Origin of the sequence: Paraburkholderia phenazinium (genome assembly GCF_900142845.1) — a bacterium.
Taxonomy (GTDB): domain Bacteria; phylum Pseudomonadota; class Gammaproteobacteria; order Burkholderiales; family Burkholderiaceae; genus Paraburkholderia; species Paraburkholderia phenazinium_A.
This window is the reverse complement of the sequence record NZ_FSRU01000001.1, coordinates 181,178-200,245: the sequence shown is the minus strand read 5'-3', so window position 1 is coordinate 200,245 and position 19,068 is coordinate 181,178. Positions and strand designations below refer to the sequence as shown.

At 61.9% G+C, this 19,068-nt stretch carries 16 protein-coding genes; 11 read left to right on the top strand and 5 right to left on the bottom strand.

The window, feature by feature from the left end:
• Positions 1-167: 167 nt before the first annotated feature.
• Together BUS12_RS00945 and BUS12_RS00940 are read left to right on the top strand one after the other, a co-directional pair.
• Positions 168-2,081 carry a CPBP family intramembrane glutamic endopeptidase gene (locus BUS12_RS00945; protein WP_143788218.1) on the top strand — a complete coding sequence of 638 codons (1,914 nt, stop codon included), beginning with the start codon at positions 168-170 and terminating at the stop codon, positions 2,079-2,081.
• 94 nt (positions 2,082-2,175) lie between these two features.
• On the top strand, positions 2,176-2,817 hold the full coding sequence (locus tag BUS12_RS00940; protein ID WP_074293814.1) for a LysE family translocator: 642 nt from the start codon (positions 2,176-2,178) through the stop codon (positions 2,815-2,817).
• Here BUS12_RS00940 and BUS12_RS00935 read toward each other — a convergent pair.
• The gene (locus BUS12_RS00935) at positions 2,744-4,165 is read right to left on the bottom strand and encodes a carotenoid oxygenase family protein (RefSeq protein WP_083640187.1); all 1,422 of its coding nucleotides are present in this window, start codon (positions 4,163-4,165) and stop codon (positions 2,744-2,746) included. The two genes, BUS12_RS00940 and BUS12_RS00935, sit on opposite strands and share 74 nt — an antisense overlap.
• Before the next feature lie 277 nt (positions 4,166-4,442).
• Between BUS12_RS00935 and BUS12_RS00930 the strand changes: the two genes are divergently transcribed.
• The 5 genes from BUS12_RS00930 (at position 4,443) to BUS12_RS00910 (ending at position 9,992) form a co-directional block, all read left to right on the top strand.
• Positions 4,443-5,462: an ABC transporter substrate-binding protein gene (locus BUS12_RS00930; protein WP_074293813.1), complete on the top strand. Its 1,020-nt coding sequence runs from the start codon at positions 4,443-4,445 to the stop codon at positions 5,460-5,462.
• 75 nt (positions 5,463-5,537) lie between these two features.
• A complete protein-coding gene (locus BUS12_RS00925) occupies positions 5,538-6,527 on the top strand; it encodes a quinone oxidoreductase family protein (protein WP_074293812.1) in 990 nt (329 codons plus the stop codon).
• Between the two features lie 87 nt (positions 6,528-6,614).
• Positions 6,615-7,940 carry an MFS transporter gene (locus BUS12_RS00920; protein ID WP_074293811.1) on the top strand — a complete coding sequence of 442 codons (1,326 nt, stop codon included), beginning with the start codon at positions 6,615-6,617 and terminating at the stop codon, positions 7,938-7,940.
• A gap of 20 nt (positions 7,941-7,960) precedes the next feature.
• A complete protein-coding gene (locus BUS12_RS00915; RefSeq protein ID WP_074293810.1) occupies positions 7,961-8,638 on the top strand; it encodes a response regulator transcription factor in 678 nt (225 codons plus the stop codon).
• Positions 8,628-9,992 carry a sensor histidine kinase gene (locus BUS12_RS00910; RefSeq protein ID WP_074293809.1) on the top strand — a complete coding sequence of 455 codons (1,365 nt, stop codon included), beginning with the start codon at positions 8,628-8,630 and terminating at the stop codon, positions 9,990-9,992. The genes BUS12_RS00915 and BUS12_RS00910 overlap by 11 nt, the downstream gene beginning before the upstream one ends.
• A gap of 112 nt (positions 9,993-10,104) precedes the next feature.
• Here BUS12_RS00910 and BUS12_RS00905 read toward each other — a convergent pair whose 3' ends face one another.
• The gene (locus BUS12_RS00905; RefSeq protein ID WP_074293808.1) at positions 10,105-11,001 is read right to left on the bottom strand and encodes an SDR family oxidoreductase; all 897 of its coding nucleotides are present in this window, start codon (positions 10,999-11,001) and stop codon (positions 10,105-10,107) included.
• Positions 11,002-11,160: 159 nt separating this feature from the next.
• Here BUS12_RS00905 and BUS12_RS00900 point away from each other — a divergent pair, with 159 nt between their 5' ends.
• Positions 11,161-12,483, top strand: coding sequence for an MFS transporter (locus BUS12_RS00900; protein WP_074293807.1), 1,323 nt, complete (start codon positions 11,161-11,163; stop codon positions 12,481-12,483).
• Here the strand turns inward: BUS12_RS00900 and BUS12_RS00895 are convergent.
• Both BUS12_RS00895 and BUS12_RS00890 read right to left on the bottom strand, forming a co-directional pair.
• The gene (locus BUS12_RS00895; protein WP_074293806.1) at positions 12,474-14,840 is read right to left on the bottom strand and encodes a CPBP family intramembrane glutamic endopeptidase; all 2,367 of its coding nucleotides are present in this window, start codon (positions 14,838-14,840) and stop codon (positions 12,474-12,476) included. The genes BUS12_RS00900 and BUS12_RS00895 overlap by 10 nt on opposite strands.
• Before the next feature lies 1 nt (position 14,841).
• Positions 14,842-15,597: an ABC transporter ATP-binding protein gene (locus tag BUS12_RS00890; RefSeq protein ID WP_074293805.1), complete on the bottom strand. Its 756-nt coding sequence runs from the start codon at positions 15,595-15,597 to the stop codon at positions 14,842-14,844.
• 167 nt (positions 15,598-15,764) lie between these two features.
• On the opposite strand from BUS12_RS00890, the gene BUS12_RS00885 reads away from it, so the two are divergent.
• From BUS12_RS00885 to BUS12_RS00875, 3 genes are all read left to right on the top strand, one after another.
• Complete coding sequence (locus BUS12_RS00885) at positions 15,765-16,295, top strand: SAM-dependent methyltransferase (protein ID WP_074293804.1); 531 nt, start codon at positions 15,765-15,767, stop codon at positions 16,293-16,295.
• 107 nt (positions 16,296-16,402) lie between these two features.
• Positions 16,403-17,263: a class I SAM-dependent methyltransferase gene (locus BUS12_RS00880; protein WP_074293803.1), complete on the top strand. Its 861-nt coding sequence runs from the start codon at positions 16,403-16,405 to the stop codon at positions 17,261-17,263.
• 184 nt (positions 17,264-17,447) lie between these two features.
• Complete coding sequence (locus BUS12_RS00875) at positions 17,448-18,035, top strand: hypothetical protein (RefSeq protein WP_074293802.1); 588 nt, start codon at positions 17,448-17,450, stop codon at positions 18,033-18,035.
• An 18-nt stretch (positions 18,036-18,053) separates the two neighbouring features.
• Here BUS12_RS00875 and BUS12_RS00870 read toward each other — a convergent pair whose 3' ends face one another.
• Positions 18,054-19,055 carry an NADP-dependent oxidoreductase gene (locus BUS12_RS00870; RefSeq protein WP_074293801.1) on the bottom strand — a complete coding sequence of 334 codons (1,002 nt, stop codon included), beginning with the start codon at positions 19,053-19,055 and terminating at the stop codon, positions 18,054-18,056.
• Positions 19,056-19,068 lie beyond the last annotated feature (13 nt).

Here is a 19,068-nt window from a genome sequence, read left to right as displayed (position 1 = left end):
CGAATTCGTTTGTTGTGTTGTGCTTATGGCCAAGCTGCTGGCCGAGGCGTCCTACGAAGCGAAAAACATATCCATAGTGGGTTTTTTTTGACCTTCCCTAAAGATTTGCGTGCTAATGACGATACTGAGTAAGGTACGCTTGCATTGAGTGGACGCGAATCCGGACAGTGATCCACCCGGATGAAGTGCCTTCGCAATCCACGCGTCAGACCACCACGCAGTCGTCAAAAACTCAAACAATGTCCGCTCGTCACGCGCTTAACAGGCTTCCTGGCCTTCTGAAGATCGTCGTCATCGCCGCCTTCAGTGCGGTCTTGATCGATTACGCCGCGGCCGCGGGATCAACGGGCTTCGCGGTTGACGAGCTGCGTGTTCCAGACCATATCAGCGACGCCGTACTGAACGGAGAGAAGAGCGCCTACGAGCACGCGCTGGACGCCTATCGCGAGGCATTGCTTCAGCACCCCGCTGATGCGTCGCTCGCCCTGGCAGAATGCAAGTTCATCGAACGCTTCGCGTCCGCGGAGGATCTGGCCTGGAGTGATGCGGCGGGCAAAGACTTCGATGCCTGTGAGACGACGCTCGATAAACAGTTTTCGTCCGACCCTGAAGCAGCGCTATTTGTGCTCGAGCATCGCTTTGGTGCGCAAGCCGTTGCATACGGCGAGCCATTGGTCAAAGTTTCGAACAACTGGTCGACGACGCAACGCGTCCGTTTGCACGCAGCGCTATCGCACGGCTACGAATTCGCCAAGAACGATACGCGAGCCGGCCAGGAGGCCTTAATTGCGGTGCAGCTCGACCCGGGCAACGAACGCGTGATTGCCGCGATGCGCTATCTCGTGCAGACCAAGCGCGTCCAGGACGCGAGCAAGCTGCTTGCTGCCGCACCCGTCGCATCGAACTTCTGGCAGGAAACAGGCCGAATCAAGGCCGCAACGGAATTGTTGCCCGGTACCGAAGCGAGGGACGAGTTACGTCGCGCTCAACACGCGGGATTGAAGATCGACGCGTACACGACGGCGCGTGCTCTTCAGCATGTCGGCGATTCGGCGGGCGCCGAGGCCGTATTGAGCGCCGACGCCGCGTCGCGCAAATTCGAGTCCCCACAGAATCAGCAACTTCGTCTCGACGTGGCGTTCGACGCAGGCAACGCGAAGGCCGCCGCTGACGTCATTCACGACCAGTACACGAAAACACAAAATGCGACAGCACTGACCGGAGCGTACGCGCGCCTCCTGGATCTCGACCCAGCTATGATCGGCCGAACGGACTTGCGTCCGCTGACCTTTGGCCTGCTGTTCATGCTTGCGTTGACTGCGGCAGCGCCGGGAATGCTGCTGTTTCCAGCGCACTATCGTGGCACCGTCCGGCAACGGATCGGCAAGACGTCGATGCCGCTGTTTGGCCGGATCGGCTTGCGTCACGGGTGGATAGCGCTCTCGATCTATTTTGGCGTACTGTATTTCGTCACGGACTTGCATGCCGGCACGGCGTCGCTTTCGCCAACGGGTAGTGGCGTCTTGCGCATGGATTGGCAGAGCCGACTCGCGACGACCTATTTATGGGCGGTGGTGTTCTGCGCGCTTGGGCTCGCGTGGGCTGCCCGGCTGCTAACCTGGCGCGACTGGTTAGGTGGCGGCCGATGGAAGCGGAAATGGTTTGTGTGGCCGGCAATCCTTCTCGGCTTTGCTCTGCTCCATCCCGCCGTGAGCCTGCGCGGGATTACGCCAAAGGTGCCGCCCAGCGGGTGGCCGGTAGCCCTAGTTCACGGCGCAGAATCGGTTGGGGGCATTGCACTGGCGCTCTTCGTGTTGTCCGTGCTGGTCCCGATCGTCGAGGAACTGGTCTTCCGCGGCTGCTTGTTGGGCGGACTGTCGCGTCATATCAGTTTCGGCTGGGCCAATCTGTTGCAGGCCTTGCTGTTCGCGGCAATGCATCGGGACGTCTGGCACTTTGGTTACCTGTTCGCGATGGGTGCTGTGTCAGGGTGGCTGGTGAAGAAGACCAAGGGGCTGTCAATGTCGATCCTGTTGCATGCGCTCAACAATGCGATCTTTGTATTTACGGTCGTGCCGTAGGATCGCGACGGTGCCAGGCTTGCCGTTTAACGCTTTGCCTCAGCAACTCTGTTAGATTAATCGCTTCGCGCCTCGCCGACACTTGTGACTCGTTATGTCATTCCAGAACTATTGGCTGTTTCTGCCCGCCTGCTTCGCCATCAACATGGCGCTCGGTCCGAACAACGTGCTTTCCATTTCCAACGGAGCGCGCAACGGCGTGCGGTGTGCCGTTCTGGTGGCGTTTGGACGACTGCTGGCCTTCGCGGTCATGATTGCAATCGCGGGCCTGGGACTCGGAGCGCTGCTGCTCGCCTCCGCGACGCTCTTCACGGCGTTGAAATTCGGTGGGGCGGCTTATCTTGTCTGGATCGGTATCAAACTCTTTCGCTCGGGTCCGACGCTTCTCGCGCGCCCAACCCAGGAGACGGCGGATGGCCGTGAGTCGTTCAACTTTCGTCAACTGGCGAAGCAGGAATTCATCGTGGCGGCTGGAAACCCAAAGGCGATTCTGGTTTTCACCGCGTTTTTCCCGCAGTTTGTGGACCGATCCGCATACGCAACCAGTTTCACCGTGCTTGGTTCGACGTTTCTCGTGCTCGAACTGGTGGCCATTTCCGTCTATGCCGTCATCGGAGCGGGCCTCGGAACCTGGGTGAGTAGTTCGCGAGGACTTCGCTGGTTCAACCGCGTGAGCGGCTCGACGATGATCGGCTTTGGCCTGCTCCTGGCATTCCTGCGGCGTCCGGCGACCTGACTGCGGTTGCGTTGACGCCGGATACGATCGGCAGCCACGCTCCATGAAACCCCGCAGGAATCCGTCTAGGCAGTTGCACGGTCGCGATCGGAGCGCTTGCGATATCCCGGCCGTCGAGAATGACGACATCACTGGTATCCGTCGCACGACGGTAGACACAGACCAGTAGCCAGCCATCGTCTTCAGCGGTGGCATCGGGACGCGCAACGAACACCGGTTCGCTGTTCTGATCGCCTTCGGGAACGCGGTATCGCTGCATCGAAGCATCTGCGAGATCGTAGCGAACCACACCGCGAATCTCGCGATTGGTCGGCTGCTCCGCCGCATAGGCAAAGCGATACGGTCGACCGGTCCGGCCTTCGTTGATACGAGGCAGTTCGATACCGGCATCGTCAAGCTGCGTTTCCGTCACCGTTCCGCGATCAAGGTCGATCACGTAACGCCGCAGCACACCAACCGGGTTGTCCTCGAACGCGGCACCGCGATCCGCCACACGCAAATAGTGCGTATATCGCACGGCATCCAGAACGACCGTCGACGTACCCACGTCGTACGCATTCACCCCATGCTGGATAAAGCATGGCGCGATTTCAAACCAGCGAACCTCGCCACCATGACGGGGCATGACGCCGATCCGCGCTTGACGCTCGTCATGCCAACGCAGCGGCATGCGATAGCCGCGCGATAGCATCGAAAAGTCATACGCGACGTTCAGGTCCAGCAAGATACTGCGGGTCGCCGTGATAGCCATGTCGTGCATCATCGACGCAGACGGCACGGCGATTTCAACGTCGACGCCTGGCGCACCGTTCGCATCCGTTACCCCGTAGCGCAACCACGGCTTTTGCCAATCGGCCCGAAACGTCATGAGTTCGCCCGTCTCGGGATCGATCTTGGGATGCGCCGTCATCCCGCCGGCGAGTCCTGGGTGACGGCGACTGGTTCCGAGGCTTTCGAGTCCGGCCGTCATCGCGAGTGGAGCGCCGCCTTCGGCAAGCGCCAATATCTCACCGGCGTGATGGAGCACGTTGACGTTCGGATTGGTGTCGAGCAGAGACGCCGCGATATCCGGCGCGTGCACCTTGGCCCATCGCTGTGTGCGAGCCCAGCGGTTGCGGTAGCCGGTGACGCGGCCGTCCTGAAACGAGATGCCGTGCCACATCGCAGCCTCCGGCCACCAGTTCAGCACGTTGTTTCCTTCGAAGCGACCCTGCAGCGGGTTCGGGCCATTGCGTATCAGCACGCCATTCAGGTCCCGCGGAATCGTGCCCGTCACGCGGAGATCGACCAGGTCGATTTCATCAACGACGGGCGCGGTTGCGCCGGCATTCAGATCTAGTGTGGTCATGTCGGAAGTCATCGAGCTTTGAGTGGGCTCGAATTTATACCCGGGTAAAATTATTGTCAATAATACCCGGATAAAAATACATGACGCATACGTGCGGATAATTGCCCCTCGCTGTCCAACGACTGCATGAAGGGTAAACACCCAGAACATTTCGCCGCGACGGAAAGCAGCCAGAAGGCGTCCGTTTTTTATACTCCACGCAAGCGCTGCATCAGACGACCCGTCGCTATCGGGCGGCTGCTTCGCAACAGCAGCCATCGACAGGAGACACCCTGCTATGCCACCGTTCGCCCGTTTCATGGCGCCCGCCTTCGCCGCCTGCGCGATCCTGTTCTGGACGCCGCATGCCGACGCGGAGAAGCTGACGCTCATGACCGGTGGCGTGACGAAGATCATCTATCTGCCGGTCACACTGGCCGCGCGGCTGGGCTACTTCCGCGATGAAGGGCTGGACGTCGAAATCCTCTCGGAACCCGCCGGCGTCGATACCGCGACCGAACTGATTGCGGGTGCCGTTCAAGGTGCGGTGGGTTTCTACGACCACACGATCGATCTGCAAAGCCGAGGCCTGGAAGTCGAATCCATCCTCGTTCTGGCGCAGTCCGCGGGGCTGGCCGAACTCGCGTCGACCAGGGTCGACACGCCGATGCGGACGATGGCGGATGCCCGCGGCCGAAAACTCGGTGTGACGGGGTTCGGGGCCTCCACGCACTTCCTGACCCGCTATCTCGCCCAGCAAGCGGGCTTGGCCGGGAGTACGTACACGATCGTGCCGATAGGTCCCGACAACGGCTTCGTCGACGCCATGATGAAAGGATCGATCGACGCCGGCATGGTCGAGGAGCCGACCGCATCGCGCCTGCTGGCCGCGAACGCCGCGCAGGTGCTGGTGGACATGCGCAGTATCGAGGGCACACGTGCGGCGCTTGGCGGACCGTATGCCGGCTCCTGTCTCTATGCGCAGCGCAAGTGGGTCGCGGCGCATCCGGACCAAACCCGGCGCCTCGTGCGCGGCGTTGCGCGCGCGCTTGTTTTTATTTCGACGCACAGTGCGAGCGACATCATGGCTGTGTTGCCGAAGAATTTTGTTGGGGATAACGAAGCGCTTTACCGGCAGGCACTGGCTGACATGATTCCCGCGTTTTCGCGCGACGGCCGGATGCCCGACGGCGCACCGCAGACGGTGCTGGGCGTGTTGGCTGCGGTCGACCCGTCGATCGTGCCACGCCACGTCGATCTGGCGCGGACCTACACCAACCGCTTCGCCGATGAGGCCAACGTGGTGTCGGGCCACTGACGAGGACCGCTGCGCGAGCACAGGCGTGCACACGGTCAAGGCAACAGCATTCCATCAAGCTAGGGGACACGACTTATGAAGGCCATCCGCATCGAGCAATACGGCGGACCGGAAGTACTGCAGCGCGTTGACATTGCCATTCCTTCGCCGGGTCCCGACGACGTGCTGGTCCGCGTGGGTTGCGCCGGCATCAACTTCATGGACATCCATACGCGACAAGGCAAATACAAAGCGTCGCGTACGTACCCGGTGCGGCTGCCCTGCACGCTCGGGATGGAGGGCGCGGGCGAGGTGGTCGAAGTGGGCACGAACGTCACCGCATTGAAGCGCGGCGACCGGGTTGCGTGGTGCATTTCGTGGGGCGCGTATGCCGAGTATGCGGTCGTGCCGGCCGCCCGCGTCGCCCGCATTCCGGCGGCGATTCCGTTTGACCTGGCAGCAGCGGCGATTTTTCAGGGATCGACTGCGCACTATCTGCTTGAGGACGTCGCGCATCTTGACGCAGGCAGCACGTGCCTCGTGCATGCCGCGTCGGGCGGCATCGGCCAGTTGCTGGTCCAGCTCGCCAAACGGCGCGGCGTGACCGTCTACGCGACCACGAGCAGCGAGGCGAAGGCCGAAGTTGCACGCGGACACGGCGCCGATCACGTGATGCTTTACGACGAGGGCCGTTTCGCCGAGCGCGTGCGAGAAGCGACTAACGGCCGTGGCGTCGACGTGGTGTTCGACGCCGTTGGGCGCGCCACCTTGCGAGACAGTTTCCGGGCTACCCGCACGCGCGGTCTGGTGGTGAACTACGGTTCGGTGTCCGGATCGTTGAACGATCTCGATCCGATCGAACTCGGCGAGGCCGGCTCGCTATTTCTCACGCGTCCGCGTCTTGCCGATCATCTCGCGGATGCTGCAACGGTGCAGCGTCGCGCGGATGAAATCTTCGCTGCCCTGCAGGACGGCACGCTGAAGATCGAGATCAGCGGCCGTTACACGCTCGACAACGTTGAAGCCGCGCACGAAGCGCTCGAGTCGCGTCGTCAATTAGGCAAATCCGTGATGACGATCGGCTGATCCATCACGTTCCATCGTATGCGAAGCCGTACCCGGTGGCCTCGATGGCTGCTGAGGACGTGTTCGTCCTTCACTATCGAGGTCATCATGACATCTTCAACTTCAACAAACGGGACGGCGGCTGTCAGCGCACCGTCCGCTTCGAGGGAATCGCGCGCCCGCTCGGTGTTCCGCGTGGTCAGCGGCAACTTCCTCGAAATGTACGACTTCACCGTGTACGGCTACTACGCGGCCGCCATTGCAGCCACGTTCTTCCCGACCGGTAACGAATTCGCCTCGCTCATGCTGGCGCTTTCCGTATTCGGCGCCGGCTTTCTGATGCGTCCGGTGGGTGCCCTGGTGCTGGGCGCGTACATCGACCATCACGGCCGCCGCAAGGGCTTGATCCTGTCGCTGATGTTGATGGCGATCGGCACCGCATGCGTGGCGTTCGTACCGAGCTACGCGTCGATCGGTCTCCTCGCCCCCGCCGTCGTGCTGTTTGGGCGGCTGCTGCAAGGCTTCTCCGCCGGGGTCGAACTGGGCGGCGTGTCCGTCTATCTGTCCGAGATCGCCACCAAAGGCAATCGCGGCTTCTACTGCTCGTGGCAGTCCGCGAGCCAGCAGGTCGCAGTGGTGTTCGCGGCGTCGCTCGGCGTGCTGTTGAACCGCCTTGTGCCGACGTCGGAGATGAACGCGTGGGGCTGGCGGATCCCGTTCATCGTCGGCTGTCTGATCGTGCCGTTCCTGTTCTATGTGCGCCGTTCGCTTCAGGAGACCGAAGAGTTTGCAGCACGCCGTCATCACCCCGGTATGGCCGAGATTGCCAGATCCATGGTGAAGCATGCACGGCTGATTCTCGCCGGCATGGGGCTCGTCATCATGACGACCGCCTCGTTCTACCTGATCACCGCCTACACGCCGACGTTCGGCAAGGTCGTGCTGAAGCTGACGTCGCTGGATTCGCTGCTGGTCACGGTCTGCGTGGGCGTGTCGAACTTCATCTGGCTGCCGATTGCCGGCGCCGTGTCCGATCGCATCGGCCGCCGCCCTGTGCTGATCGCCTGTACCGTGCTCGCGATTCTCACGGCTTATCCGGCGATGCAATGGATGGTTGCGCAACCGTCGTTCGCGCGTCTGCTGCTGGTCGAACTGTGGCTGTCGTTGCTCTATGCGTGGTACAACGGCGCGATGGTGGTCGCGCTGACGGAATTGATGCCGGCACACGTACGCACCACCGGGTTTTCGATGGCGTACAGTCTCGCCACGGTGGTGGGCGGATTTACGCCGGCGATCTCCACCTGGCTGATTCATACTACGGGTGATAAGGCCTCGCCGGGCGCATGGATGTCGTTTGCGGCCCTGTGCGGCGTAGTTGCGACACTGGTCCTGTACCGTTCCACCCAGTCGCGGGAGCAGTACAGGACGGCATGAACGCTTTGGGGATAGATGCGATGAGGCTACTGCTCGTCGAAGATAATGATCAGCTTGCACATTGGCTCGCGAAAATGCTGCGCGACGACGGCTTCATGCTCGATCGCGTCAGCGACGGCGAAGCGGCCGACGCTGCAGTGCGCACCGTACCCTACGACGTCGTGCTGCTCGATCTGAATCTGCCGCATCTGTCGGGCAAGAGCGTCTTGCGCCGCATGCGCGAGCGCGGCGACGCGACGCCGGTGTTGATCCTGACGGCAACCGGCGCCGTCGACGAAAAGGTGGTGTGCCTCGGCGCGGGCGCGGACGACTACATCGTGAAGCCGTTCGACGCGCGCGAGCTGGTCGCGCGTGTGAAGGTGCTGGCGCGGCGGCAGTCGCCGTCGCGCTCGAACCGGCTCAAATGCGGCAATCTCACGTATGACATGGACCGTTGCCAGTTCGCGGTGGAAGGCGAGCCGTTGACCTTGACGCCGCGCGAACACGCAGTGCTCGAAGCACTGATCCTGCGCGCCAAGAAGACCGTCGCGAAGACCATGCTGGCGGATTCGCTGAGCAACGCGGATGCGCCGACCAGCGAAGACGCGATTGAAATCTATGTGTCGCGTCTGCGCAAGAAGCTCGAAAAGAGCACTGCCACCATCATCACGCTGCGCGGCCTCGGCTACCTGCTTGAAGACGGCGCCGATGACGAATAGCCTGCGCCTACGGCTGCTGCTGTGGCTGCTGCTGCCCATGACCGTGTATGTGTTCGCGGCGGGACTGATTGCACACGACAACGCGCAGCGGACGGCGAGTCTGTTGCAGGACGAAGCATTATTGTCTTCGGCGCGCGTGATGGCGGGCGATATTCAATGGGAGGGCGGCTATCTGCACGCGGAGATCTCTCCCAGCGCGATCGAAATTCTGAGTTCGCCGTACGGCGACGAAGTCTTTTTCAGCATTCGCGAAGTGGGCGGCGCGACGATTGCGGGGACCTCTGATTTCCCGCTGCGCGTGCCGGGCGAAGGGCCGCTCTGGTATGACGCGACCGTGAGCGGACACCCGATTCGCGCGGTGTCGCTGATTCGCCCCATGTACGACTCGGGGGCGGTGAAACAGGTTGTGGTGTCGGTTGGACGGACCTTGCAGCAACGCGATGCCACCGCCACCGAGTTGTGGCGACCGCAGATGCTGCATTTCGCGGGCATTGTGACGATTGCGGTGGTGCTGGTGTGCGTCGGGCTCACCTTCGAACTGCAGCCGTTGATGAGGCTCGCGAAAGAGATGCTTGGGCGCGCGCCGAACGCGTCACTACGGGTGCGGGCTGACCCATTGCGCAACGAGTTGCGTCCTATCGTCACCGCGTTCAATCAGTGCCTCGATATCATCGAGCGTAAGACGGCCATGCAGCGGCGCTTCATTGCGGATGCGGCTCATCAGTTGCGCACGCCGCTGACGTTGCTCGGCACGCAATTGCAGTACGCGCGCCGTCAGGACGATCTCGCACAAGTCAAAGAGACCTTACTGGCCATGCATCGCAGCAACCTGTCGCTGGTTGCGCTCACCAACCAGTTGCTGCTGTTGGCTCAGGCGGAAGCAGCGGACTACGCGGACTTCGAAGGCGCGCCGGTGGATCTGCGCGCAGTGGCGACGGGGACGATCGAACAGCTTGCGCTGCTCGCGCAGCGTCGCCGTGTCGAACTGTCCGCGCATCTCGACGAGCCTGCGGAGGTGATGGGCAACGAGCCGCTACTTTCCGTGCTGCTGTTCAATCTGCTCGACAATGCGATTCGTTATACACCCGCTGGCGGACACGTTGCGCTCAGGCTCTCGTCGACGGGCGAGCGGGTGGTGCTGACTATCACGGACGAAGGGACAGGCATTAGCGCCGAACTTCGCGATCGCGTGTTCGAGCCGTTCTTTCGCGCGTCCGGCGAAGAGGGCAGTGGGCTTGGACTGTCGATCGTGCGGGAAATCGCGCGTGCGCATCTGGCCGAAGTCTCATTGGCAGATGGGCCTGGCGGAGCGGGCCTGACCGTTTCGGTGGTCTTTCCGGTTGTGCGGCGATGAGGCTGTCGAGTTTGACGGGTCTGACGAAGCCGTATGCCCAGGAAGAAGCCTGCTAGTTGCGCCGCGCGACACCGTCCCTGCGGCACAAGCGTGCCGCAGGGACGTGCCCCAATCAGCCTTCGAAATAGCGCGGCCGGTCGAGATCGGCAATCAAGCCGGGTTGCGTCGGCTCCCAACCCAGCAGTTCCCGCGTGCGTTGGCTCGAGGCCAGGTTGTCGATCTGGGCGAAATGCGTAAACCAGCCAAAGTGGTCAGCCGCTTCCTCAGGGTCCTTGCTGACAACCGGCAGATTGAGACGCCGGCCGATCACGCCCGCGATGTCCCGGAACGGCACACCCTCTTCAGCGAGGCCGTGATACCGCGCGCCTGCGACACCCTTCTCGACCGCAAGACGGTAGACACGCGCCGCATCGAAGCGATGCACCGCAGGCCACCGGTTGAGTCCCTCGCCAACATACGCCGACACGCCCTTTTCACGCGCCAGCCCGATCAAGAGCGGGACGAAACCGTGATCGCCGTCGCCGTGGACTGACGGCGGCAGGCGTACCAGCGACACGTTCACGCCGCGCGCCGCCTCCGCAGCCGCGGCTTCTTCCGACGCCACACGCGGAATCGAGTTTGGACCGGAAGCGGGCACGTCTTCTTCGGTCACGATACGGTTGGACGACAGAAGCCCGGTCCCGGACGTGACGACCAGCGGCCGGTCGGAGCCCGCGAGTGCGGCGCCGAGCGCTTCGATGGCGCGCCGGTCCACCTCGCAGTTCTCCTTGAACTTCGAGAAATCGTGGATGAAGGCCGTGTGGATCACGCCGTCGCATGCCTTGGCGCCGGCAGCGAGGCTCTCGGTGTCCAACAGCTCGCCCCGGTGGACCGTGGCGCCGATTCGCGCCAAAGCGTCGGCGCCGGCGTCGCTGCGTGCCAATCCAAGCACGGAGTGTCCCGCTGCGAGAAGCTCGCGGACGACCGCTTCACCGACAAAGCCGGTGGCTCCCGTTACGAATATACGCATACTGATTGCCTCATGGGTTTAGGAACAGACCAACCCATTCTCTTGCGGACTTGGGAGCAGTAAAAGCCGGGAGCGTATACCGTTATGGGAGTTAACACCCTGCCGGCTGAAGGACGGGGTGTGACGTAGACCTATAAAGCACGCCAGACAGGAGACAGCATGACGAGTACGGTTGCCGCATCCCCGAGACTAAAAATCATCCAGCGCAGCACGTTGGCCATGCTGGTTGTCAGCATTGCCATCAGTACCATCGACCGCGCCGCGTTGGCCGTAGCCAATCCATTGATTCGCCATGATCTGGGATTGTCGATTGCCGAAATGGGGATGCTGCTTTCGGCCTTTCTGTGGGCCTACGCGTTTTCCCAGTTGCCGATTGGTGCGTTGATCGACCGTTACGGTCCGCGCTGGCTGCTCGGTTGCGGACTCGCGGTCTGGTCGAGCGCGCAGTTGTTATGCGGTCTCGTGACGAACACCGCGCAGTTTGCCGCAGCACGCGCACTGCTCGGCATTGGCGAGGCGCCGCAGTTTCCGGCGGCGGCACGCGTCGTCAAGGACTGGTTCGCCGTGCGCGACCGCGGTTCCGCGACGGGCATTTTCATGTGTGCTTCGTATCTCGGCACGGGACTCGCTGCGCCGCTGCTCACGGCCATGATGCTGAACTTCGGCTGGCGCTGGATGTTCATGACCATGGGCATTCTCGGTCTTGTGATGGCGGCGGTCTGGTTCGCCGTGTATCGCAATCCGTCGCAACTGGCGCTCACGGATGATGAGCGCCGTTACCTCGGACTCGGAGAAGCCACTTCAAGCGGAGAGAAGCGCGGGCTGAGTCTCGCGCAATGGCGCAGTCTGTTCAGATCGAGTACGACCTGGGGTTTGGTCATTGGGTATTTCGGCGTGATCTACGTGAACTGGCTGTTCAATACCTGGTTACCGGGCTATCTGCACATGGCCCGGCATATGAGCCTCGCGCAGGTCGGATGGACGGCGGCCATTCCCTATACGTTCGCGGTCTTAGGCGCGCTCGTGGCGGGCTATCTGACCGACTGGCTCGCGCGCAAAGGCATGAGCCTGACCCATAGCCGCAAGGTGCCCGCGTGTGTATTTCTGGTCGCGCAGACGCTGTTCGTCGTGGTGGCCGCGCTCGTACCCGACAACAACGTTGCTGTGGCGTGTCTGTCCGGCGCGTTGTTCTGCGGCACGGCGGCGACCACGATCGCCTGGGCCATGATCAGCGTGTTCAGTCCGCAGCGGTGTACCGGTTCGCTCGGTGCGCTGCAGAACTTCGGTGGCTATATGGGCGGCTCGCTCGCGCCGATCGTGACCGGACTGATCGTGCAAAAGACGGGGTCCTTTGTGCCGGCGTTATACCTGGGCGCGGGGATGTCGTTGTTCGCGGCGCTGGCGTATCTGGTGTTGATTCGTGGACCGGTCACCTTGCGAGTGAGTGAGGGGGTAGGGGGCGTGTCGGCCGATCAGGTGTAGAGCGTGGCAAGCTGGAACCCGACCACGATAGCGTTGTAGACAGCGTGAGTCGCCATCGACGCGAGCAGCATTTTCTTGCGCCCGTACACCCATGCCGTTCCGAGACCCAGCGCGAACACCGGCAGCATAGAGAAAGGCGGGTGAACGATGGCAAATAAGGCTGCGCTCCCCAAGGCCGACAGCAAGACATTGAGCGAGCGGCGCATGCCGCCGAAGATGAGGCCGCGGAACACGAATTCCTCGAACACCGGCGCTGCGCATACGGTCAAGGCGCAGAGGGCGAGGCGAGCGGACGGTGATAGCAATGTCGGTGGGATAGCGGGTGCAAACCCATAGCGCCTGGTCAGCCACAGGTAGAGCAGGCCCACGCCGCCGCAGAGCACGCCGATTGCAGCGCCGTATGCGACGGCGCGGATCGGTTGAGGGCCAAGAACGTGTGGTATGCCACGGGTTTTCAGGCTCCAGAACGCAGTGCGCATCAACAGATAGGTCACGGCCCCGGCACACACATAGCCAAGCAGCACGCGCGTGAACGCATCGACATGCACTGTTTGCTTCAACACGTAGCCGGCAATGAACTGCAGCACGAAGAACAGCATCGCCGCGATCAGACCGTCGGCCAGCGAGACCTGCGACGGCGGAGTAGCCGTGGGATCGAGCAGATAGGGCAGCCTGTCGCTCGCCTTTTGCCAAAGCGCAAAAGCGAGCGCGCCGCACAGGATGGGTGTGGTGATCTGCTGCCACCAGACGTGGGACGCCAGCGCGTAAATATAGAACCCTGCCAGTGCCATGAAAAGATAGGCATAGCGGATTCCTAGCTGGCGCCTGCCTGTTTCAGCGGGCATCCCGGACAATACGCCTAGCGATAGCGCGATCACGGCGTAGATGGGCAAACCGAGCAAGACCAGCAGGGCGCCTACTGCAAAATGCCAGGGCGCAAGATGGGACAGCGTCATGCAACCGGCGAACAACAGCAGCGGATAAATGAGTGCGATCCCGCAGTAGAACTGCGCTTTTTCCAGCAATACGCCGGCGAGCGAGCGGGGGAATGTATAAAGCAGCCAGAGCCGTTCGCCTTCCGTGATCAACGCCGGCATCACGGTCTGCATGAAGGTGTACGCGCCGATAAAGAATGCGACGCTCGCCGTGAACGCGGGATTCTGCATGACCGTCGCGCCCAGATGGTCGTTGAGCAGGAACTGGCCGAACACCATCATGAGCGGCAGGCCCAGGCATTGGATCAGATGGCGGCGATCGCGCAAAAGCAAAATCAGTTCGCGTCGTTTGACGGGCGATAGCCACACCCTGCCAGCGTTGCGAGTGCGCTCGCGTGTCTGTTCGTCTTCGCGCGACTTGCGGGTATGCCGCGCGGACCGGCCGCTCTCGCGCAGGCCGTGCGTCACAATGCCCGCGCGCAACTGAAAGCGCAGGAACAACACGCTGAGTAGCGCAACCATGCCGGCCTCCACCAGCAAGATGCCGTACAGGCTCAGGGCGTGCAGTTCGAACGGCGCGGACAGTATCTGGATGGCGACGCCGGGCGGCGTCCAGATGGCCCACTGCGGCGTGTGCCCGGCAAGCATCAGTGCATAGTGCCTGGCGGTTGGCGACTGAAGCGACATCACCAGATAAACCACCGGACCCACCACGAGCATGAGGATGGCCTGAAAATTACGCAACGCAGCCGGTGGCAGCATGACATGCAGCCCCAGATCGAGGACGGTCCAGAGCGAAGCGACCAGCAATAGCAAAGGCGGGATGATCAGTAGCGTATAGAGCGGCGTCAACCAGCCTGCATTGGCATACCACGCGGTGATCCCACCGGTAATACCGAACGCGAGCCACGCGGTTGGGTTGATGAGGGCGCGTTCGGCGATTCGCGTGCATAGCAGCGTGGTTCGTGTCATCGGTAGAGTCGCGATCCATTCGAAGTCCCAGTCGGGACCGGATCGCATCGACGACACGAACGGATACAGCAAGGCGAATAGCCCCATCACGCTCATCAACATCGTCATGCCGCGCGTCATGCCGTCGCTGAACGGCGTCATGTGCGCGTACGCGGCAATCCGGGGAGAGAGCATCGAAGATATGCCGCTGCACGCTGCGTTGCCCTGGCAATACAGCGTGAGCAGAAACGCCCGCGTGCTGTTGCCGAATGACGAGGCCATCATCGCGGCCACGCATAGCATCACCAGCCAGCCTATACCCGCCTTGGCCGGTGTGGCTTGCCGATGGTCGCCTTTCGCTACCCCTTTGGACAGCCGCCGCAAGGTGGTGACAGTCATGATGTTGTGCAGCCTGCGCAGGCGCAGGCCGGCGAGCACACGGGTTGCGCGCAGTGCCTCGTGATAGGCCATGTCACGCCACCCTGGAGATTGACTCGCTCGTCGGCGAGACGTCGTTCGTCAGGCTGAGGAAGATCTCTTCGAGCGAACCGTTGGTGGCTGTGGCGGCGCGAATCTGGTCGAGCGTGCCGGTGGCGACCAGCTTGCCGTGGTGGATGATGCCGACCCTGCTGCACAGCCGCTCGGCCATGTCCAGCAAATGGGTTGAGACGAAAATGGTCATGCCTTGCGCTGCGCATTGGAGCAGACGCTCGTTGACCTCGCGCGCGGCGCGCGGATCGAGACCGTTGATCGGCTCGTCCAGAATCAGCACGCGTGGTTCGTGAATCAGCGCGCAGGCAAGGGCAAGTTTCTTTTTCATGCCCATTGAGTAATTGACGGCGAATTCTTCGCTCGCGTCATCGAGGCTGAACTCTTTCAGCAAGCGCTGCGTGCGCTGTTTTGCTTCTGCGCGCGGCAGACCATGCATCTCGCCGACGAACTGGAGAATCTCGTGACCGCGCAGGTAGTCGTAGAAAATCGGATTGTCGGGCAGGTAGCCGATGCGACGTTTGACTTCGGTGTTGTCGGCGTGGCAATCGAGTCCGTCGATCTGGACCGAGCCGCTGCTCGGCACCAGCAAGCCCATCATCATGCGGATGGTGGTGGTTTTACCTGCGCCATTAGGACCCAGGAAGCCGAATAGTTCTCCACTGGAGATTTGCAGATCCAACGGATGCACAGCATCAAAGCTGCCGTACTGTTTGGATAACCCCTGGAATTTAATCATTGTTAAGCAGCAGTGCTTGTTATTATCGATGGAGATGGGCCGGTGCCAAGCTTAAAACAAAGATAATCAACGGTGCTAGGAATTTTCTTTCTAAGCTCTTACCGGACCCAAGACCGGCACCACCACAAGCTCAATCGCCTATGCCTGACCTTCCATCATTTGTTGCGTTGCTGATCGTCGCGTTACTGTGTCTCTCGCTGCTGGTTTTTCAGCTCATCACGGGCGTACCGCCTATGCCGTCAAAAGCGTCGGAAGCGGCCGACGTCGTGGCGCTATTGCGGCAGGCGAACTTGCCGCAGCAGGCCATCGTGTACGAGCTGGGCAGCGGCTGGGGTTCGCTCGTCATCGCGCTGGCCAAGGCGTTTCCCGAGGCGCGGATACGCGGCATCGAAATGTCGCCGCTGCCCTACTGGGTCGCGCGGTTTCGGACCCGCAAGCTAGCCAATGTTGCTTTGCAGCGAGCCAATTTCTACGCGTGCAATCTGCAGGACGCGCACGCCGTCACCTGCTACCTGATGATCAAGCCGATGCCCAAACTGGCGGCGCTGCTTGATCGTATGCTCAAGCCTGGGACGCCAGTGGTGTCGCTCACGTTCTGGTTCCGTGAGCGCGAAGTTGTGGCGAGCCGGCAAGGTCCCGGATTGCGCGGTGCGGCGGCGTTGTATTTCTGGCCTGCACGCAAAGCTCAAGCGCGGTGACGGGTGGCCGGAGTGGCCGACGTGGAGTCCTCCGCTGTGGAGTCCGAAGAGTGACACCGGTTGAGGTGGTTTAAGCTGAAGCGAAGACGAGCCAACAGGAGACACCCATGACCGATCGGCAAGATCCGGCACCGGACAGCACAGCCGCACGTGTCGCCTTGTGGCGCGCGCTGCATGTCGAAGCCGACGCGCCGCCGCATGTGCTCGAAGACGAAATCGGCCTCAAGCTGCTGGCCCCGGGCGAGAACTGGCGCCGCCGCGGGGACATGGATCCGCAGTTCACCCGACCATTCCGCGCTTCAATCGTAGCGCGTGCCCGCTTCATCGAGGATCTGGTGGTGGAGCAGGCCGGGCGCGGGCTGAGTCAGTACGTGATCCTCGGCGCAGGGCTGGACAGCTTCGCGCAGCGGCGGCCTGAGATCGCCTCCCGCCTGAAGGTGTTCGAGGTCGACCAGCCGGGTCCTCAGGCATGGAAGCGTCAGCGCCTGATCGAACTCGGCTTTGGCGTGCCGGACTGGCTGCGCTTCGTACCCGTCGATTTCGAAGCCGGCGCCAGTTGGCAGGATGGCCTCGTGAAGGCGGGCTTCGATAACAGCCAGCCGGCCATCGTGGTGTCTACAGGTGTCAGCATGTACCTCACCAGGGAAGCGAACGCGGCCACGTTGCGCGAGGTCGCGGCCCTCGCCCCAGGATCGACGCTGGCCATGACGTTCCTGCTCCCGCTGGAGCTGGCGGACCCCGAGGTTCGTCCGGGACTCGAGATGGCGGAGAAAGGGGCACGAGCAAGCGGCACGCCTTTTATCAGCTTCTTCACCCCGCCGGAGATCCAGGCGCTGGCGCGGGAAGCCGGCTTCCGGGAGGCACGGCACGTTTCGGCGGGCGATCTCACCCAGCGTTACTTCGCAGGCAGGCCGGACGGTCTGCGTCCGCCGGCCAATGCGGAGGAACTGCTGGTGGCGAATACGTAGCTGCCCTCACGATTCGATCCGCATCTCACGCTGGCGTGCAACGGTCATGTAAGGGGTAGTCCGGGGTAGAGAAGTGTCCTAAAGCGGGATAGATTGCTTACTAGAATAAAAGCGTTGTAAATATAGACAGGAGATGCGCGGGACGTCGCAGACGAAGCCCGCGCGGGACTGGAGGGAGCCTGACATGGTGCGCACCGATTTGACGGTACTCGCGGGCGTCGGGATTCTGGCGCTAGCTTGCCTGGTTGCCTGCGGCTTGTACGTGTACTGGTGTAGCGATCGCTATCGCAGCCGAAAACAGCGGCCACAGTGGCCCATGAGCGTTGGGTGGGCGAACCCGCGCACTCACGAAGCGCCAGCGGCCGTTGAGGAAACGGTCGGCACGCAATTAAGCCAACGCTGTAAAACTTCGTTGTACCGGCTGATGTTCGGCCAGGCGCATGACGAATGCATCGTCTTCCTGATGGCCGCCAGCCGCGCCGCCGCGCAAAAGGAGGCGACGGACGCGCTCGCCGCTATCCATTGCATGGCGCCCGACGAAGTGTGTGTCTATAACCTCGCCTCGTTTCGCGAGCTGATCGATAGCGGCGTCAGCGAGGATGAGGATCTGCGCCTGTTCGAGGTGGCCTGGGAAGGCTCGAACGTCAGCGCATGGGCCGACCATCCGCTTTTCCTGACCGACGACTCCAGCTTGCTGGGCAAGTGGGCCGAGTTATACGCGGACCTGGCGCGCGAGCTGGCGACGAGCGCGATCAATCGGGCGCGGGGGTAGCGTACCTCGCGCTGGCTATCATCGGATCTTGACGACGGCCTTCCCCTTTACACGCCCTGTTTCGACGTAGGCCAAGGCCTCTTGGGTTGATGCAAACGGGAAGACCCGATCGATCACAGGCTTGATTACACCTGCGTCGATGAGCGCAGCGATCTGCGCCAACTGGCTCCCATCGGCACGCATGAAAAGAAATGAATAGGTGACGTCATGACGTTTCGCCGCTTTTCTGACGCGATAGCTCAGAAAGCGCATCGCTGTTTTCAGGAACCAGGCGGCGCCGATCTCTTTGGCAAAATCCGGATCGGGCGGACCGGCGATCCCGATCAGCCTGCCACCTGGCTTGAGCACTTGCAGTGATCGCTCGAGGGTCTTTCCGCCCTGTGTGTCCAGCACCACGTCGAAGTCTTTCAGGACGGCGGCAAAGTCATCTTTCCTGTAGTCGATGACGATGTCCGCACCGAGTTGCTTCAGCCATTCGGCATTTCCTGCGCTCGCCGTCGTCGCGACGGTCGCGCCCACATGCTTCGCCAGTTGAATGGCAAAGGTGCCGACGCCGCCCGAGCCGGCATGTATAAGCACCTTCTGCCCTTTCTTCAGTTGTCCTTTTTCAATCAGCGCTTGCCAGGCGGTCAAGCCCACCAGCGGGATTGAAGCCGCTTCTTCCATCGTGAGTGTTTTAGGCTTGAGGGCGACGGCGTCTTCCCTAAGCGCGATGAATTCCGCAAACGTACCGATCCGATCTTTATGCGGACGGGCATAGACCTCATCGCCCGGCTTGAATTGCTGCACACGCGATCCGACGCGGACCACGACGCCGGCCACATCGTTGCCCAAAATCAGCGGCAAACGATAGGGCAAAATGAGTTTGAACTCTCCGTCCCTGATCTTTGCGTCGAGAGGGTTCACGCCCGCGGCGTGGATCTGGATCAACACGTCGTCTTCGCGCGGCTCGGGGACCGGCATATCAGCGGCCCGTATGCCACTCTTGCGTCCATATCGATCGACAACAAATGCCTTCATCACGGTTCCTTAT

What these genes read in the sequence shown, in the direction of transcription:
- BUS12_RS00935 (WP_083640187.1), bottom strand. Translation starts at nt 4,165, where the DNA reads ATGACCACACTAGATCTGAATGCCGGCGCAACCGCGCCCGTCGTTGAT.
- BUS12_RS00890 (WP_074293805.1), bottom strand. Translation starts at nt 15,597, where the DNA reads ATGATTAAATTCCAGGGGTTATCCAAACAGTACGGCAGCTTTGATGCT.
- BUS12_RS00905 (WP_074293808.1), bottom strand. Translation starts at nt 11,001, where the DNA reads ATGCGTATATTCGTAACGGGAGCCACCGGCTTTGTCGGTGAAGCGGTC.
- BUS12_RS00920 (WP_074293811.1), top strand. Translation starts at nt 6,615, where the DNA reads ATGACATCTTCAACTTCAACAAACGGGACGGCGGCTGTCAGCGCACCG.
- BUS12_RS00875 (WP_074293802.1), top strand. Translation starts at nt 17,448, where the DNA reads ATGGTGCGCACCGATTTGACGGTACTCGCGGGCGTCGGGATTCTGGCG.
- BUS12_RS00940 (WP_074293814.1), top strand. Translation starts at nt 2,176, where the DNA reads ATGTCATTCCAGAACTATTGGCTGTTTCTGCCCGCCTGCTTCGCCATC.
- BUS12_RS00900 (WP_074293807.1), top strand. Translation starts at nt 11,161, where the DNA reads ATGACGAGTACGGTTGCCGCATCCCCGAGACTAAAAATCATCCAGCGC.
- BUS12_RS00870 (WP_074293801.1), bottom strand. Translation starts at nt 19,055, where the DNA reads ATGAAGGCATTTGTTGTCGATCGATATGGACGCAAGAGTGGCATACGG.
- BUS12_RS00880 (WP_074293803.1), top strand. Translation starts at nt 16,403, where the DNA reads ATGACCGATCGGCAAGATCCGGCACCGGACAGCACAGCCGCACGTGTC.
- BUS12_RS00895 (WP_074293806.1), bottom strand. Translation starts at nt 14,840, where the DNA reads ATGGCCTATCACGAGGCACTGCGCGCAACCCGTGTGCTCGCCGGCCTG.
- BUS12_RS00910 (WP_074293809.1), top strand. Translation starts at nt 8,628, where the DNA reads ATGACGAATAGCCTGCGCCTACGGCTGCTGCTGTGGCTGCTGCTGCCC.
- BUS12_RS00915 (WP_074293810.1), top strand. Translation starts at nt 7,961, where the DNA reads ATGAGGCTACTGCTCGTCGAAGATAATGATCAGCTTGCACATTGGCTC.
- BUS12_RS00930 (WP_074293813.1), top strand. Translation starts at nt 4,443, where the DNA reads ATGCCACCGTTCGCCCGTTTCATGGCGCCCGCCTTCGCCGCCTGCGCG.
- BUS12_RS00925 (WP_074293812.1), top strand. Translation starts at nt 5,538, where the DNA reads ATGAAGGCCATCCGCATCGAGCAATACGGCGGACCGGAAGTACTGCAG.